Raw genomic sequence first — 17,118 nt, 5'->3', positions numbered from 1 at the left:
CGCCCCCGGCGTTGGGGGGAGTGGTGTCGAGCGAAGCTCGACGGAGTGGGGGTCGACGGAGTGGGGGTCGACGGAGTGGATGTCGACCCTTGGGGCGCAAGGCGAGGTGATGTTTGCCCCTATTGCCCTTCCTATGTCCGTTCGCGGCGGTTGCCAGGTGGTTCCCCCACTCCGTCTCGGCTTCGCCGAGCCACCTCTCCCCCTCCGGAGGGAGAGGAAAGTGTGGCGCGCCCCGATCTCAGGGGCGCGCCGGGCGCAGGGAGATACGCCCTATTTCTTGATCACGGCGTTGGCCTTGGCAGCCGCTTCCTTCAAGCCTGCCTCGGGGTCGCCGCCGAGATAGATCTTCTGCATGGCATCCGAGGTGATCTGGGCGACTTCTTCCCAGCCGGGGATGACCGGCGCAAAGCGGGCGTCGGGCAGCAGCGCGGTGAACGCTGCCAGATCGGCATTGTTGACGTAATAGTCCATCTTGGCTTCTTCCTTGTTCACCGGCAGGAAGCCTTCCCCTTGCGTGAACTTGGCGCGCTGTTCGGTGGTGAACAGGAAGTCGAGCAGCTTCCAGGCCTCATCCTTGTTCTTGGAATTCTTGAACATGATGATGGAATCGGTGACGCCGTACGTGCCGCGCGCGCCGGTCGGTCCGGCGGGGATAGCGGCCACGCCGTATTTCAGGTTCGGCGCCTCGTCCTTGATCTGGTTGGACAGGAAGGGCGCGGTGATCATCATGCCGACCTTGCCCTGCTTGAACAGGTTCTGGACGTCCTCGCGGTTGTTGGAGGTGACGCCGGGTTCCGTCAGGCCTTCGTCGATCATCGACTTGTAAAGCTTGGCGGCTTCGAGCGCGCCCGGCGTGCCGAGGCCCGACGTGCCGTCCTTGTTGAGGATCTCGGTGCCTTGCGACCACATCGCATAATAGTAATAGACGTCGGTCTCGATCTCCTTGCCCTGCAGGCCGAAGCCGAAGGATCCGGTGCCCAGTGCCTTGATCTTGCGCGCATCCTCCTGCAACTCGGTCCAGGTTGCCGGCGGGTTGGCGATTCCGGCCTTCTCGAACAATTCCTTGTTGTAGTACATGGCGCGCGCCGAGGCCGCGATCGGCAGGCCGTAGGTCTTGCCCTCCATGATCGAGGGCGACAGGAAGGTGTCGATGAAGCGGTCCTTGAACTCCGGCTTGATATAGCCGTCGAGCGGCTCGGCGACATCCTGCTGGACGAAATCGATCAGCCAGCGGGTGCCGATGATCGACAGGTCGGCATTGGTGCCGGCCGTGATGTCGGTGGTCAGCTTCTGCAGCAGCACGTCCCACGGCACAACTTCGAACTTGACGGTGATACCCGGATTGGCTGCCTCGAATTCCTTTTTCACCGCTTCGAAATACGGGCCGGTCTTGGCGCTGTATTCGGCGACGGTTACGCGCACCTCGCCCGCATCTGCCTGCGCGGCCAGGGCGAGCAGGCTCATTCCGGCCATCAGGCCGACAGTCCATTTTGCAAGCTTCATTCGATCTCTCCCATTGATTGGCGCCTGGGCTATTGCGGCTTTCAGGCGGCCAAGGCTTTATGTGACTTTCCTACATTATCCTTCATTTCACCCCGTGCAAGCGGATTATCCTGTTGCTTAATTACATTTCTTAAAATAGCGTTTTCCGACTATCGTGGATCCCAGGAGGCGCGCAGCGTGGTTTCAACGGCCGAATTCGCAGGCAAGACCGTGCTGGTGACCGGCGCCGGCGGCGGCCTGGGCTCGGCCATCGTGGCGCTGCTGACCGAACGTGGCGCGCGGGTCGTCGGCTGCGACCAGTCGGAAGACGCGTTGCGCAGCCCGCACCTCGCGTCGCGTCACGTCTTCGACCTCCTCGACCCGCCTTCCATCGAGGCGGCGATACCAGCGATCCTCGAGAAAGATGGCGTTCCCGACATGCTGATCAACAATGCCGGCTGGACGCGCGCAGAGACGCTTGCCGCATTGACACCCGATAAGATTGAGCACGAGCTCGACCTCAATCTGACCGGGGTGATGCTGTTCGCCGATCCACTGATCAAGGCGATGGCCGCGCGCGGTTCGGGCAGCGTCGTCTTCATCTCTTCCGTCAACGCCATCGCCCATTTCGGCAACCCGGCCTATGCCGCAGCCAAGGCCGGCATCAATGCCTATGCGAAATCGGTCGCGGTGGAGCTCGGCCGCAGCGGCCTGCGCGCAAATGTCGTCTGCCCCGGCTCGATCCGCACTGCCGCCTGGGACCATCGCCTGGCCAAGAACCCGGATGTTCTCGGCAAGCTCAAGCGGCTCTATCCGCTCGGCCGCATCGTCGACGCCATGGAAGTGGCCGAAGCGGTGGCTTTCCTTGTTTCGGATCGCGCATCGGGGATAACCGGCGCGGTGGTGCCGGTCGACGCCGGACTGACCGCCGGCTTCCTGCCCTTCATCGACGACATATTGGGAGCCTGACCATGACCGATGTCGAGTTCCGCGACCTGTCGAAATCCTTCGGACGCCATAAGATCCTCGAAAACATCAGCCTCGACATCAAGAGCGGCGAGTTCGTCGTGCTGGTCGGCCCTTCCGGCTGCGGCAAGTCGACCTTGCTGCGCATGCTTGCCGGGCTGGAGCCGATCACCTCAGGCGACCTCTTGATCGGCGGCGTGCGCGCCAACGATTTGCCGCCACAGCAGCGCAATATTGCGATGGTCTTTCAGTCCTATGCGCTGTTTCCGCATCTGAGAGCTGCCGACAACATCGGCTTTGGCCCAAAGATCCGCGGCGAAAGCCGCACGGCAATCGACGACAAGGTGAAAAAGGCCTCCGGCGTCCTCAACCTGTTCTCCTATCTCGACCGCTATCCCCGGGAACTGTCGGGCGGCCAGCGCCAGCGCGTCGCCATGGGCCGCGCCATCGTGCGCGAACCCTCGGTGTTCCTGTTCGACGAGCCGCTCAGCAATCTCGACGCGCAATTGCGCGTGCAGATGCGCACCGAGATCAAGGCGCTGCACCAGCGGCTGAAATCGACCATCGTCTATGTCACCCACGACCAGATCGAGGCCATGACCATGGCCGACCGCATCGTGGTGATGGACCGCGGCAAGATCCAGCAGGTCGGCGCACCGCTGGAACTCTACGACCGTCCCGCCAACAAATTCGTCGCCTCCTTTATCGGCTCGCCGTCGATGAGTTTTGTCTCCGGCGCCCTGAAGACGACGCCCGAGAAAAGCTGGTTCGAATCGGCCGGGGGCGGACGTCTGGCACTTGCCGGCAAGACGGTGCCGGCTGGCAGCACGGTCGAGGCCGGCATACGGCCCGAACACTTCGTCATCGGCGAGGCTGTCGACGCGATGGCGATCAAGGTCGATGTCGTCGAGCCGACCGGCTCGGAAACCCATGTCTATGGCGTCATCGGCGCTGACACGGTGTGCGCCGTGTTCCGCGATCGGATACAGGTCAAGCCGGGTGAAATGCTGCCGGTCTCGGTCGCGCCTGCAAACATCCATCTGTTCGACACGGCGACAGGCCTGCCGCTATGAGAGCGCCGGCATGAAAACGAAAACACCACGATGAAGACGACAACCCAGAAATGAAAACGCCGGCCGACATCATCACGCGCCTGCAGCTGATGTCGCAGGACGGCACCAAATCGGACCGCCGCCTGGCCGGCCTCGTGCTGACCGATCTCGACTTCGCCTCCAAGGCGGCAATCTCGGAAATTGCCGCGCGCGTCGGCGTCAGCGAGCCGACGGTCACCCGTTTCTGCCGCAATCTCGGCTGCGAGGGTCTGCGCGATTTCAAATTCTACCTGGCGCAGGCGATTGCCATTGGCGGCCAGTATCTGTCGCCCGAACCGCTGAACCGCGACGCGCGCGAGCAGCGCATTGCGTCGGCCATCACCGAAGCGGCAATCGCCGCCATCCAGCGCGCCAGCGAAAACCTCGACATGAAGACGCTGGTGGGCGTGGCCGCGCGCATCGTCAGTTCGGGCAATGTGCTGTGCATCGGCTCCGGCGGCATTTCCTCGATGATGGCGACCGAGATGCAGAACCGGCTGTTTCGGCTCGGCGTGCCGGTGCTGGCGCAGATCGACGGGCAATTGCAGCGCATGTATGCCGCGGTCGCCACATCGGAGACGACGTTGATCGCGTTCTCGGTGTCCGGCTATGCGCGCTCGGTGATCGACGCCGTTCAGGTGGCCCAGCAATATGGCGCCACCACCATCGCCGTAACCCCGCCGGAATCAGCGCTGGCCAAGGCCGCCGATACCGTCATCCAGTTCCAGTCGCTGGAAGACGGCAACATCTACAAGCCGACCTCTTCGCGCTACGCGCTGCTGTCGATCGTCGACATGATCGTCACCTCCGTGGCCGAAACGCGCGGACCCAGGGTTCTCGAAAACCTGCGCCGCATCAAGCAGAGCGTGAACACGCTGAAGGTCGATGATCCCAAATTGCCGCTGGGGGATTGAGAGTGGGGCGGAAGCTGCCAATCTCCCCCCTCGTGGGGGAGATGTCCGGCAGGACAGAGGGGGGCGCTGTTCCGCCGACAGATCAAGGGGCTGCATGCCGCAACGCTGGATCTTCGATCAGCCGCTGAGCGCCCCGATACGCTGCGCCAGCACCGCCGGATCACCCCCGACACGCACCGTCTTCAGCCGCGCCGTGCCGCCTGCAATGACCGACACGACCGATGCCGGAACGCCCAGCGCCTTGGCCACCAGCCGTTCCAGCGCCGCATTGGCCGCGCCATTCTCCGGCACGGCGCGCACGCGCGCCTTCAAATGGCTGCGCCCGTCGGCCGATGTTTCGGCGCCTCCGAGCCTGTCCACCGAACACTTCGGTGTCAGCCGGATAAACAGGTCGATGCCGTCGACGCGCAAGCGGAATGGCGCGCTCATGCCATCGTCAGGCTCACAGGACCAGCGGCGCTATCGTGGTGAGAATGAGCTGCCTGAGAAAGAACAGGAGCAGAAGCAGGATGATCGGCGAAATGTCGACGCCGCCGAGGTCGGGCATGAACCGACGGATCGGCCGCAGCGCCGGCTCGGTCAGCCGGTAGAGCATGTTGCCGATGCTGCCGACAAACTGATTGCGCGAGTTGACGACGTTGAACGCATAGAGCCAGGAAAAGATCGCCGAGGCGATGATGACCCACCAGTACAGGTCCAGCGCCATGACGATTGTTTGAATGAGGGCGAGCATGCCGGTCTCCGATTGTTGCCGACATGTAGCCATTGCGCGCGAAACCGGCAAGGGCCGGTCGCCTGCAAGCACCGGGCACAAGGGATTTCCGCAAAACCCCGCCTTGACAGGAAACCGCAGCCTTCGATAAATGCGCCATCCGCTGGACGGGGCTGTAGCTCAGCTGGGAGAGCGCGTCGTTCGCAATGACGAGGTCAGGAGTTCGATCCTCCTCAGCTCCACCAGCGGAATTTTCCTGCCTGTCGACACATCTAAGTTCCGAGACGTCTCGTCAAAGCCCCGCCTTCGCTGCGAGATAGGGCGCCAGGGCAAGCGAGTAGCTGGCGGTCAGATGATGACTGTCCCGCCAGACGATGATGTTGCCGACAACTGCCGGGCATAGTTGCGGCCCGCAAATGGCATCGAGCATATCGATGGCGCGCACATTTTTCTGTCCTTCCGCGGCCAGCGCCAACACGTTGCTCCGCTCAATATCGCTCAGTTTGGTGACGCATTTCGTTGGGGTCGAACTCAGGCATTCGCCCGGGTCGAATTTCATATAGGGCGTGTTGCGGATGGCAACGATTTGCGAGCCGGCGTCCGTCAGCCCGCCCCAGAGACTTCGCAGCCCCTCGATCATCACGTCTTGCTGAACCGCTCCGTAATTGGACTGGCTGGTGAAGATCAGATCCGGTTTCAGCTTTAGGATCTCGGCCAGCACCTTTTCGTGCCACTGCGCGCATAAGACGTTGGGTTTGCCATCCGCCGTGATGGCCACGCGGGTGAATGGGCAGGCGGATTTTGTAAAGGTAACCAGTTTGAAGTTGCGGTCCTTTGCGATCTTGTCCAGTGCCGGCACCCACTGGGCTGCATGAGAATCTCCCACCAGAACCATTGTTTTCGCACCCGTGGGATCGCCTAGAGAGCATCGTTTGGGCTCCGAGCTTTCCTCCTGGTGGCACTTCCTTGCATACACGACCGGCACGTCCCGCCTCAGCCGGGCCAGTGGCGGCAGAAGGTTCACACCGTCCGGAACCACGGCGCCGGAGACGAGAGCGGCGGGCCCAGGGTAGGAAGGCGTGCCGATCAGCGCGGTGTCGATGCGTTCGGTCTTCAGAAAGAGCAGCAGGCTTCCGGATGCGGCCACGCATGTGAGAACTGCCGCGGTGCCGTATCCCAGCGGCTTCCGCCAGGCGCCGCCCCGAGCTTGCCGGTAGCGCTGCTCAACATATCGATAGGACAGATCCGATAGAAACAGGGTCGCCGCAATCAGGCCGAAACCGCCGGCAAGGGTCAGCGAATGACCCTGCGCCTGGGAGATGGTGATCAGCGGCCAATGCCATAGATAGACCGAGTAGGAGCGATCGCCGATGAAACGAAGTGGCAACGAATCGAGCCCACGAAACCGGCCGACTTCAACCTCGCCAGCCAGGATGACCAGCACTGTGGCCAAGGTCGGCAACAACGCACTGACGCCGGGAAATGGAGTTGCAGCGGAAAACAGCAAGGCGGACGCAACGATGCCCAGGATGCCGGCGATCGCCAGCCACTGTCTAGTGAGTGCCGCCAGTCGAAACTGGTGTTCGGTCAGCACCAGCAGACCACCCAGCGCCAATTCCCACAGGCGGGTATGGCTGACGAAATAGGCCTGGGCCGGATCCGTCGCCGTCAAAACGACAGAGGCAACAAGTGATGCCGCGAAAATGAGCGACAACGCCCCGATCAAGCAGGCCCTCAGCGGAAGGTCACGGCGGCGCGCCAGCCAGATCACGCCGATCATCACCAACGGCCAGGCGATGTAGAACTGCTCTTCGATGGAAAGCGACCAGTAGTGTTGCACCGGGCTCGGCAAGGTGTCGGCCTCGAGATAGCTGACCGCAATCGAGGCCAGCCGCCAGTTCTCGACATAAAGAGCGCTCGCCACGATCTGGTTGCCCATTTCCTCCCAGCGCGCCTTTGAGATGAAAAGCAGCGTGCCCAGCAATGCCACCAGCAGCACCAGGGTTGCTGCCGGCAACAACCGTCGCACCCGTCGCGAGTAGAATTCGATCAGTGAAATCCGGCCGCCGCGCAGCGCCATCTGCGCCAGCAGGCCCGTGATCAGATAGCCAGAGATGACGAAAAAGACGTCGACGCCGACATATCCGCCAGGCAGCACATCCGGCCATATGTGATAGACCACGACAAGCGCGACCGCCAAGCCGCGCAGCCCCTGTATTTCGGGTCGAAACCGACGGTTCTGATCGATTGTCACCGGATATCCCCAACAGTCTCAGCCGGCCTGGATCAACCGGCAGTCCGCGCCACGATCTTCATAAGGGCAGAGTGCCGTGAGGCAAGAGCCGATCGCAGCAGTTCATTCCCTTTCCGTCTCCAGTCCGCTCACCAGCGTGTCGACGAAACCCAGCAGCTCACTTTCGAGGTCGGTGGACGCCAGGCCAATGAAACGGTCTTCGAGCGAGATGGCGACGATCCCATGCACGGCGGAGAACAGCGTGCGCGCGCGGGCCAAAAGCTCCGGCGTTGCCGCCGCCGGGAGCAGCTGGGCCAGCGGCTCAACCAGATGCTGGACCAGCACCGCATGTTCGGCCAGATGCCATTCGGGCACCGCCACGCCTGGCGCCATACGGTGCTCGAACAGCGCCTTCCACGCCATGCGGTTGTCGCGGGCGAAGCCGAGATAGGCCTTGGCCAGCGCCTTCAGCCTTGCCCTAGGCTCGGCGACGCCGGTCGCCTCTTGCTGCAGGGCCGCCCCCAGCCTGGCCAGTGTGATCGAATTGACGTGCAGGATGAGCTCGTCCAGGTCGGCGAAGGCGGTGTAGAGCGCGCCCAGCGCGCAGCCGGCATCGGCCGTGATGTCGCGCGCACGCAGACCGGCGAGCCCCGAGGACTGGATGCGCGCTTGCGCGGCCTCGATCAGCCTGCCTTTGAGGTCCTCGCGTTTGGCGTCCCGTTTTGCGGTCATTAACCTTCTCTTATGCGCAATCATGAACACCGTTCATTTTCTCCTTGAACGCCGTTCACAATGTGCTACTTTGCCTCATGAACAACGTTCATAGAGGAGAAACGGAAATGTTGAAACAGTTTTTTGCTCTCGTTCGCGGCCGAAGCTACGAAGCCGCCGAGGCGGTCGTCGACCGCAACGCGCTGATAATCCTGCGCCAGCAGATCCGCGATTGCGCCGACGCTATCGCGGCCGCCCGCCGGGCGGTTGCAATTGCCATCGCCCAGAACGAACAGGAAGTCGCGCAGTACAAGAAGCTTGTCCTCCGCATCGACGATTTGGAGAAGCGCACGATCGCCGCGATCGAGCAGGGACAGAATGAACTGGCCCGCGAAGCCGCCGAAACCATCGCCATGCTGGAAGCCGAACGCGACGCCTCCGCCGAGGCGCAGAAAAGCTTCGGCACCGAGATTGAGCGTCTCAAGCGGATTATCCGCGTCTCCGAAATGCGCCTGCGCGAATTGCAGCGCGGCCAGCGCATCGTTGCCGCGGTCGACTCGACCCAGCGCCTGCGAGAAAGCGCGCCCGGCTCCAGCCTGTCGGCGCTCAGGGACGCCGAGGAGACGCTGCTGCGCCTGCGCACCAGGCAAAAGCAGATCGACGCCACCGCGGCCGCCATGGCCGAGATGGAACAGTCGGGCGATCCTGCCGCGGTCTCAGAAAAGCTTGCGGCCGCCGGCTGCGGCGCGCCGCTGAGAAGCAGCGCCGACGCCGTGCTCGAACGGCTCACGAAGACCATGACCAAGCCGGCCTGATCGTACCCGGCCTGATTGTTATCCAGTCTGATTGTATCCGGCCTGATTGTATCCAGCCTGAAACAGACCCACGCCCAACCAACCTAACCTTGAAACGAAAGGACCATATCGATGACCCCGAACACCTATTCCCCCAAGGACTCAAGCGCCTGGAAGACCTTCACCATGGCCAGTTTCGCCGTTGCCGCCACGATGATGGCCGGCGGCATCTACTTCATGGAGGCGAGCTTCGCCGCCAAGGGGTTTTATGCGATGGCCGCCATCATGCTCGTGCACACCTCGATCACCATCACCAAGACGCTGCGCGACTCGGAAGAGGCAAGCCGCTTCATCAACCGGCTGGAAGACGCCAAGGCCGAGAAGTTGCTGATGGAAGTCAGCCGCAGTAACGAAGTGTAACCGGGTTCCCGCTAAACAAGGCTCAACGCGCAAGACCGCTGATCAATCCAGCCAGGATTTTAATCGGTCTTGCCCAATGGAAGTCGCCGCTATGGAAATCGCCCCGATCAATCGTCCGACAGCTCATCTGATGACATCCAGGCGCTTTGCGCCCTTGTTCTGGACGCAGTTCCTGTCCGCCTTCAACGATAATTTCCTCAAGAACACGCTGGTGTTCCTTATTCTGTTCACGCTGGCGGCGGACCAGGCGGCATCACTTGTCACCTTGGCGGGCGCCGTCTTCATGGCCCCCTTCCTGCTCCTGTCGGCGCTCGGCGGCGAGCTCGCCGACCGCTTCGACAAGGCTCTCATAGCCAAGCGTCTGAAATTCGCCGAGATCGCCGCGGCGGGTGTCTCCGTCGTCGGCATCGCCCTGTCGTCCATTCCCGTGCTGATGACGGCGCTGTTGATGTTCGGCGTTATCTCGGCGCTGTTCGGACCGATCAAATACGGCATCCTGCCCGATCACCTCGAACGCAAGGAACTGCCCAAGGCCAACGCCTGGATCGAGTCAGCTACGTTTGCCGCGATTCTCGGCGGCACCATAGCCGGCGGCGTCGTTTCCGCCGATGGCATCGGCGTCGCGGTGTTCGGACCGATCATGATGGCGCTCGCCGTCGGTTGCTGGCTCGTCAGCCGCTACATCCCGTCGACCGGTTCGGCGGCGCCCGACCTTGTCATCGACAAGAACATCTTCCGCTCGACCTGGCGCCAGGTCGCCGAATTGCGCACCGACACGCGCATCTGGCGCGCCGGCCTGATGACGTCGTGGTTTTGGCTGATCGGCGCCATCGTGCTCTCGCTCCTGCCGGTGCTGATCAAGGATTCGCTCGGCGGCAACGAAATGGCCGTCACCGTCTACCTCGCCGTGTTCGCCGTCTCGATCGCCATCGGTTCGGCCATCGCCGCCTGGATGTCGCAGGGCCGCATCGTGCTGTTGCCGGCACCGGTCGGCACGGCGCTGCTCGCCCTGTTCGGCCTGCATCTCGCCTGGACCATCTCCGGCATGACGCCGTCGCCCCAGGCGGAAACCCTTGGCGCATTCTTCGCCGGCCCAAACACGGTCCGCGTCGCCATCGACCTCGCCGGCATGGCCATTGCAGCCGCTTTCCTGGTGGTGCCGACCTTCGCCGCCGTGCAGGCCTGGTCGCCCGAAGCGCGGCGCGCCCGGGTTGTCGCCGCCGTCAGTATCGTCAATGCCGGCTTCATGACTGGCGGCGGCATCATCATGGCCCTGATCCAGACAAAGGTCTCGACCGGCGGCATCCTGTTCGGCCTCGCCGCGGCCAATGCGATTGCCGCCTGGCTGATGCTGAAATATTTGCCGACGAACCCCTTCCGTGACTTCGTCTCCATCCTGTTCCGCGCTTTCCTGCGCCTCGAAGTCGAGGGCATGGAAAACCTCAAGGCGGCCGGCAAGGCACCGATCCTGGCGCTCAACCATGTCAGCTTTCTCGACGGTCCGCTCGCCTTGACGCTGACCGATGAGGAGCCGGTCTTCGCCATCGACTACACCATTGCCCAGGCTTGGTGGATGAAGCCGTTCATGAAACTTGCCCGCGCTTTGCCGCTCAACCCGGCCAAGCCGATGTCGACCCGCACGCTGATCAAGATCGTGCAGGGCGGCGATCCGCTGGTGATCTTCCCGGAGGGACGCATCACGGTGACCGGCGGCCTGATGAAGGTCTATGACGGCGCCGCCATGGTTGCCGACAAGACCGGCTCGATGGTTGTGCCGGTGCGCATCGACGGGCTGGAGAAGACCTACTTCTCGCGGTTGAGCTCGCAGCATGTGCGCCGCCGCCTGTTCCCGAAGGTCAAGGTGACCATTCTGGAACCGGTCAAGCTCGAGGTGCCGCAAGAGCTGAAGGGCCGCAAGCGCCGCGCCGCGGCGGGTTCCGCGCTCTACCAGGTGATGTCGGATCTCGTTTTCCGCACCCAGGACATCGACAAGACCGTACTGGAAAAGATCATCGAGACGGCGAACGAACGCGGCATGAAACAGCTCGCAGTTCAGGATCCGGTCACCGGTTCTCTCAGCTACAGCAAGCTGCTCACGGCTGCCGCCGTGCTTGGTGAGAAGTTCCAGAACCTTTATGCCGACCAGCAGACGCTGGGCATCATGCTGCCCAACGCCAACGGCTCTTGCGCGACGCTGCTCGGCGTCATGTCCGCCGGCAAGGTTCCGGCGATGATGAACTTCACCGCAGGTGCTGCCAATATTCTGTCCGCCTGCAAGGCCGCCGAAGTCCGCACCGTGCTGACGTCCCGCGCGTTCGTCGAACAGGCAAAGCTCGGCGCCGTGGTCGAGGAACTCGGTCGCTCGGTCGACATCGTGTGGCTCGACGATCTCAGAAAGACCATCAGTCTCAAGGATAAGCTGCTCGGCTTGCTGCGCAAGTCGACGCCGCGCGCGAAACGCAAGCCCGGCGATGCGGCGGTGATCTTGTTCACCTCGGGTTCGGAAGGCACGCCGAAGGGCGTCGTTCTGACCCACCGCAACATCCTGGCCAACGCCGCCCAGGCGGCGTCGCGTATCGACTTCCATTCGGGCGACAAGGTGTTCAACGTGCTGCCGATCTTCCACTCCTTCGGCATGACCGCGGGCACGGTGCTGCCGTTGATCTCCGGCGTGCCGGTCTATTTCTACCCCTCGCCGCTGCACTACCGCCTCGTGCCGGAACTGATCTACGGCTCGAACGCGACGATCATCTTCGGCACCGACACCTTCCTCTCCGGCTATGCCCGCACCGCGCACCCCTACGACTTCCGCTCGATACGCTATTGTTTTGCCGGCGCAGAGCCGGTCAAGACAGCGACGCGCATGACCTATATGGAGAAGTTCGGCCTACGCATCCTCGAGGGCTACGGCGTCACCGAGACGGCGCCGGTGATCTCCATCAACACGCCGATGTACAATCGCTCCGGAACCGTCGGCAAGATCATGCCCGGCATGGAATACCGCCTCGATCCGGTCCCCGGCGTCGACGAAGGCGGCCGGCTGTTCGTGCGCGGCCCCAATGTCATGGCCGGTTATCTCCGGGCCGAGAAGCCCGGCGTGCTCGAACCGCTGGAGGACGGCTGGCATGACACGGGCGACGTCGTCGCTATCGACGAAGGCGGCTTCATCACCATTCGCGGCCGCGCCAAGCGCTTCGCCAAGATCGGCGGCGAGATGATCTCGCTCGCCGCTGTCGAAGCGCTGGCCGGCGAATTGTGGAAGGGCTCGCTGTCGGCGGTCGCCACGGTGCCCGACGCGCGCAAGGGCGAAAAGCTGATCCTCATCACTGAGGCATCCGGCGCCACACGAGCGGAATTCCTCGCCTACGCCAAGGCCAACGGCGCCATGGACCTGATGGTCCCGGCCGAAGTGCGGGTGGTCTCAAAGGTACCGGTCCTTGGCTCCGGCAAGCTCGACTTCGCCGCCGTGACAAAAATGGTGCGCGACGAAGAGGCCTTGAAGACCAAGGCCGCCTGACCCGGCTACGGCAACGGGCCGACGCAAGAGCCGGCCCGTTCAGTATGATCAACCCTTCGCCTGCCGCTGCGAAATCAGCATCGCCATGCGCTGGACTGCCCGCAGCTCCATTTCCACGCCCGGCGATGAGGCAAGCGTCGGCATGTTGAGCGCCACCACGGTCAGCGGATCGAGCGTCGCCAGCAGTACATGGGTCGCCTCATATTTCTCGAACAGCCATGCCAACTGCTCGCGTATGTTCTCGTCCACGGGTGAATCCGGCTGGACATCGGCGAGCGAGCGCACGGGCTCCTGCTCCAGTGTCCGGGCCAGCACCTTGAGGTCGAAATCACCGAGGTCGGCTGCCGGCAGGATAAGCGCACCGTCGACTAGGATATGGCTCTGCAGGCCGCGCAGGAAGCGCGCCGAATCGGTGAGATCACCCTCGGCCATATGCTTCAGCAACGAGTCGCGGCGCTTCTCGGCGGTGAGGCTGACGCTGTCATTGTAGATGACTGCCAGCAGCGTTGCGGAAAGTACGATAACCACGCCCTGCACACTGCCGCGCCAGCCGAGATCGTCGATGCCGCCCAGCGCCAGCCCGGCAAACACCGAGCTCAGCGCAATGACGGCAAAGGCGCCGATCGTGTCGCGATGGCCGAGGCTTGCCCGTCCAAGGCCGATCGTCAGCCAGCACAGGAACAGGATGGCGATGCCGCCAAGCCGAACCGGCACTTCGAACAGGCCGGGCCGGTAGTCGGTGACCATGAACGGAATGATCAACAGCAGCGACAGCGCCATGCGCTCGACCGTGCGGTTTTCGGCCGCCGACAGGCTGTCGCGATCGCGCGTCATCACCAGCCAGCCGATGGCGAGAAAACCTCCGAACTGGAAGGCAAGTAGTACCGCCATCCGCCATGGCTCGGCAAAGCGTTCCGAGATCGGCGCCAGCAGTAGCAACAGCAGGGCGCCGCCGGCGGCAAAGAACTTTAGCGCAAACGGCGCATGCCGGCGCAACAGCCCCTCGGTCAGCAGCAGTGCGGCCAGCGGCAGCAGGCCCGCCGCCGCGATGGTGACGAAGCGGAAGAGTGCGAGGCCGGTAGTCCAGTCGAGGATTCGGCAGGCGAGCAGCACCGCCAGCACCCGCAAACCGAACAGAAAACGCCGCGACAGCGGATCGCCGGTGTCGCGCCCGCCGACGACCGATATCACGATCAGCAGCCCGAACAGCGCCGCCAGCGAGGTGATGGTGTCGGCCACGAGCGTGCCGTCGAGGTTCATCGGTCAGCGCCCATCAGCTCACACCCAGGCATCATCACGGATGAAGCCATCAGCGTGTCCATGGTCTCAGCACATTCCATTGGCGGCTGCTATCCGCCCAGTGTACCACCGGCAAAACCAGCCGCTGCAGCGTGGCCGCCGCACCTGCTACCGCAAGGGCGGCAAGCGAGCCGCGCGGAACCGCGTCGGCGAGATAGGTGCGCGCCGACTGAAAGCTCATCTGTCCGATCTGCAGCACATCATCGCCGCGCGTGTAGTCGAGCTCTTTGTGGCAGAACTCGTTAAAGGTCTCGACGCGGTGCTTGGCCGCCTCGTCGAAGGTCTTCTTCAGATCGTCCGAGCCGCCCGTATAGGCGTTGGTGATGACGAAGCGCTCTTCGTCGAAACCAGCTTCGGGGCCGACACCGAAGACATGGCGATGGCGCGCCATGATCTGCCGCGCCAGAAGCACATGGGTAAGCGAGCGGCGCGCGCCGGCATGCGGTCCTGGGAACACATTGCTGAACGCCTCCGCGACCATGCCGACGACAGCGGGTACCTGGGTGACATTGGAAATCCAGATCGGCCGCAGTTGATTGCGCAAAAACATCAGGAAGCAGGTCAGGCCGTAGAGGATCCAGCTCAGCCCGCGGCTGCGCTCGTCGGGATCGATCATGACCAGACCGAGGTGCAAGACTTCATAGGGCTTGCCGGCGAGCGATATCTCCATCAGCGCCAGCGAGTTGAAGGCGATCGGCTGCCGGTCGCTGCGCCGGTAGACAATGGTGATGATGGAATGTTCCAGCCGGCTGCGGTCGCCGGAAAACACGCCATAGGTCAGGCTGCCGAACTTCAGTGTCTTGGACGCTACCAGCCGCAGATCGCTGCTCAGCTGCTCCAGTTCGGCAGCCTTCATCCAGCGCCCGGGCCGCTCCACGACGCGCGTCTCGTAGTCGGCGGATACGCGCATGCGCACATCCATGAACCGACCCGGCAGCAGCTGCAGAACCGCCTTGAGCACTATTTTTCCCCTTGGCAAGAACTCCGACCGTATAGTGGCCGCCGTCCACCTAAGACGCGGTAAACCCGAGACGGCAGTTCTTGGTTGTACTCAACAAAGTAAAAGAACAGCTGCCAGCCAGTGCGGGCTCAGCTTTCCGCAGCAACCAGATGGCCGCCGCCGACATCGTTCAGCGCCAGCTTCAGCGGCGCCTCCCCGATCCTGCGGGTGGCGCTCGGGATTTCCTGGTCGAGGCGCGCGAAGCGCGTTCTGCGCTGCGCCGGATCGGGCACCGGCACGGCGTCGATCAGCCGCCTGGTGTAGGGATGGCGCGGGTTGGAAAACACCTGGTCGCGCGTGCCCATCTCGACGATCTGGCCGAGATACATGACGGCAACGCGGTCGGAAATGTTCTCGACCACCGCCATGTCGTGCGAGATGAAGAGATAGGCGACGCCGAATTCGCGCTGCAATTCCTTCAGCAAATCGAGCACACGCGCCTGCACCGAGACGTCGAGCGCGGAGACGCTTTCGTCAGCGATGATCAGTTTTGGTCGTAGCGCCAGCGCTCGGGCGATGCAGACGCGCTGGCGCTGGCCACCGGAGAATTCGTGCGGGTAAAGCTCCATCTGGTCGGCCGACAGGCCGACGCGCTCGAACAGCGCCCCCACCCGTTCGCGGCGCTCGTCCTTGGAGGCGATGCCATGGATCACCAGCGGCTCGGCGACGAGCTCGCCGACGCGCATGCGCGGATCGAGCGAAGCGAAGGGATCCTGGAAAATCATCTGGACGTCACGGCGCACCGCCTTGCGCTCGTCGCGGCCAAGACCGGAGAGATTGCGCCCGCCAATGACGATGTCGCCGCTATACGGCGCCAGTCCGGCCAGCGCCTTGGCGGTCGTCGACTTGCCGCAGCCGGATTCGCCGACCAGAGCAAGCGTTTCGTTGGGCGCGATCGAGAAGCTGACGCCCTCGACGGCGTGGACGCGGCGGGTGACCCGGCCAAAGATGCCGCCACGCAGATCGAAGCGGACATGCAGGTCGTTGACCTCGGCGACATTGGCCGGTTTCAAGACGTCAATCGCATCCCTGGATTTCTGTCGACCGACACCACTGCCGATGCGCGGCACGGCAGCCAGCAGTTCGCGCGTATAGTCGGCCTGCGGGCGGGCAAAAATATCCGATGTCGTGCCTTCTTCGACCATGCGGCCGTCGCGCATGACGATGACCCGGTCGGCCATTTCGGCAACCACGCCCATATCGTGGGTGATCAGGATGACGCTGGTGCCATGCTGGCGCTGCAGGTCGCGCAACAGCTCCAGCACTTCGCCTTGCACGGTGACGTCGAGCGCCGTCGTCGGCTCATCGGCGATCAGCACGTCGGGCTCGAGCGCCAGCGCCATGGCGATCATCACCCGCTGGCGCATGCCGCCGGAGAGTTCGTGCGGAAACTGCTTTAGCCGGCTTTCCGCCTCCGAAATGCGCACCGCCTTCAACGCCTCGATCGCGCGCTGGCGGGCTTGCGCCGACGACAGGCTGGTATGCGCTTCGATGGATTCGGTCAGTTGCCGGCCGATCGACAGCACCGGATTGAGCGAGGTCATCGGCTCCTGGAAGATCATGGCGATGCGGTCGCCGCGAATGCGCCGCATCTGGCGTTCGTCGAGGGTTGCTAGGTCGGTGTCGCCCCGATTCCCATCCCGAAGACGGATCATGCCTGACGATATGCGCGCCGCCGGCTGCGGCAAAAGCTGCATGATCGCCAGCGCGGTCATCGACTTGCCGGAGCCGGATTCGCCGGCAATGCAAAGCGTCTCACCGCGCGCCAGCGTCAGCGACAGGTTGGAGACTACATTGCGCTCGCCGTCCTCGCCGCGCACGCTGACGGAGAGGTTGGCGATGGAGAGGACGGGGGTGTCGGCGAGGGTCATTGTGGGTGGAGCCCTGCGACGGATTGGTTCCGTCGCACCATTCGCACAAACCTTGGCGCTGCCCCCCACCCGGACCTCCGGTCCGACCTCCCCACAAGGGGGAGGTAG

At 63.3% G+C, this 17,118-nt stretch carries 14 protein-coding genes and 1 tRNA gene; 7 read left to right on the top strand and 8 right to left on the bottom strand.

Annotation, left to right across the window (positions count from 1 at the left end):
* Positions 1-270: 270 nt before the first annotated feature.
* A complete protein-coding gene (locus NKJ76_RS28880) occupies positions 271-1,503 on the bottom strand; it encodes an ABC transporter substrate-binding protein (RefSeq protein ID WP_023726097.1) in 1,233 nt (410 codons plus the stop codon).
* A gap of 177 nt (positions 1,504-1,680) precedes the next feature.
* Here NKJ76_RS28880 and NKJ76_RS28875 point away from each other — a divergent pair, with 177 nt between their 5' ends.
* The 3 genes from NKJ76_RS28875 to NKJ76_RS28865 are packed head-to-tail and all read left to right on the top strand — an operon-like array spanning position 1,681 to position 4,453.
* The gene (locus NKJ76_RS28875) at positions 1,681-2,451 is read left to right on the top strand and encodes an SDR family oxidoreductase (protein WP_352538949.1); all 771 of its coding nucleotides are present in this window, start codon (positions 1,681-1,683) and stop codon (positions 2,449-2,451) included.
* A 2-nt stretch (positions 2,452-2,453) separates the two neighbouring features.
* Positions 2,454-3,521: an ABC transporter ATP-binding protein gene (locus NKJ76_RS28870; RefSeq protein ID WP_352538948.1), complete on the top strand. Its 1,068-nt coding sequence runs from the start codon at positions 2,454-2,456 to the stop codon at positions 3,519-3,521.
* A gap of 50 nt (positions 3,522-3,571) precedes the next feature.
* The gene (locus NKJ76_RS28865) at positions 3,572-4,453 is read left to right on the top strand and encodes a MurR/RpiR family transcriptional regulator (RefSeq protein ID WP_023681445.1); all 882 of its coding nucleotides are present in this window, start codon (positions 3,572-3,574) and stop codon (positions 4,451-4,453) included.
* Positions 4,454-4,570: 117 nt separating this feature from the next.
* On the opposite strand, the gene NKJ76_RS28860 is transcribed toward NKJ76_RS28865, so the two are convergent.
* Positions 4,571-4,882: a DUF167 family protein gene (locus NKJ76_RS28860; RefSeq protein WP_352538947.1), complete on the bottom strand. Its 312-nt coding sequence runs from the start codon at positions 4,880-4,882 to the stop codon at positions 4,571-4,573.
* A 13-nt stretch (positions 4,883-4,895) separates the two neighbouring features.
* Complete coding sequence (locus tag NKJ76_RS28855; RefSeq protein WP_023668602.1) at positions 4,896-5,186, bottom strand: YggT family protein; 291 nt, start codon at positions 5,184-5,186, stop codon at positions 4,896-4,898.
* A 148-nt stretch (positions 5,187-5,334) separates the two neighbouring features.
* Between NKJ76_RS28855 and NKJ76_RS28850 the strand changes: the two genes are divergently transcribed.
* A tRNA-Ala gene (locus NKJ76_RS28850) sits at positions 5,335-5,410 on the top strand.
* A 47-nt stretch (positions 5,411-5,457) separates the two neighbouring features.
* On the opposite strand, the gene NKJ76_RS28845 is transcribed toward NKJ76_RS28850, so the two are convergent.
* Positions 5,458-7,419, bottom strand: coding sequence for an acyltransferase family protein (locus tag NKJ76_RS28845; protein ID WP_352538946.1), 1,962 nt, complete (start codon positions 7,417-7,419; stop codon positions 5,458-5,460).
* A 102-nt stretch (positions 7,420-7,521) separates the two neighbouring features.
* Entirely contained in the window at positions 7,522-8,130 is a 609-nt protein-coding gene (locus NKJ76_RS28840; protein WP_023737945.1) for a TetR/AcrR family transcriptional regulator, read from the bottom strand.
* A gap of 107 nt (positions 8,131-8,237) precedes the next feature.
* On the opposite strand from NKJ76_RS28840, the gene NKJ76_RS28835 reads away from it, so the two are divergent.
* The 3 genes from NKJ76_RS28835 to NKJ76_RS28825 all read left to right on the top strand — a co-directional run bounded on the left by NKJ76_RS28835 (position 8,238) and on the right by NKJ76_RS28825 (position 12,840).
* Complete coding sequence (locus NKJ76_RS28835) at positions 8,238-8,924, top strand: PspA/IM30 family protein (RefSeq protein ID WP_023745372.1); 687 nt, start codon at positions 8,238-8,240, stop codon at positions 8,922-8,924.
* Positions 8,925-9,035: 111 nt separating this feature from the next.
* The gene (locus NKJ76_RS28830; RefSeq protein ID WP_023745373.1) at positions 9,036-9,323 is read left to right on the top strand and encodes a YiaA/YiaB family inner membrane protein; all 288 of its coding nucleotides are present in this window, start codon (positions 9,036-9,038) and stop codon (positions 9,321-9,323) included.
* 91 nt (positions 9,324-9,414) lie between these two features.
* Positions 9,415-12,840 (top strand): acyl-[ACP]--phospholipid O-acyltransferase, encoded by a 3,426-nt coding sequence (locus NKJ76_RS28825; protein WP_023745374.1) that lies wholly within the window; start codon positions 9,415-9,417, stop codon positions 12,838-12,840.
* A gap of 48 nt (positions 12,841-12,888) precedes the next feature.
* On the opposite strand, the gene NKJ76_RS28820 is transcribed toward NKJ76_RS28825, so the two are convergent.
* The 3 genes from NKJ76_RS28820 to NKJ76_RS28810 form a co-directional block, all read right to left on the bottom strand.
* Complete coding sequence (locus tag NKJ76_RS28820; protein ID WP_023755962.1) at positions 12,889-14,100, bottom strand: hypothetical protein; 1,212 nt, start codon at positions 14,098-14,100, stop codon at positions 12,889-12,891.
* Between the two features lie 49 nt (positions 14,101-14,149).
* Positions 14,150-15,100, bottom strand: coding sequence for a hypothetical protein (locus tag NKJ76_RS28815; protein WP_031202896.1), 951 nt, complete (start codon positions 15,098-15,100; stop codon positions 14,150-14,152).
* A 128-nt stretch (positions 15,101-15,228) separates the two neighbouring features.
* Positions 15,229-17,010: an ABC transporter ATP-binding protein gene (locus NKJ76_RS28810; RefSeq protein WP_023698727.1), complete on the bottom strand. Its 1,782-nt coding sequence runs from the start codon at positions 17,008-17,010 to the stop codon at positions 15,229-15,231.
* Positions 17,011-17,118: the final 108 nt, after the last annotated feature.

Origin of the sequence: Mesorhizobium sp. M0029 (genome assembly GCF_040323735.1) — a bacterium.
In the GTDB taxonomy this organism is placed as follows: Bacteria; Pseudomonadota; Alphaproteobacteria; order Rhizobiales; family Rhizobiaceae; genus Mesorhizobium.
The sequence above is the reverse complement of the archived record's forward strand: the minus strand, read 5'-3'. Positions and strand labels throughout refer to the sequence as shown.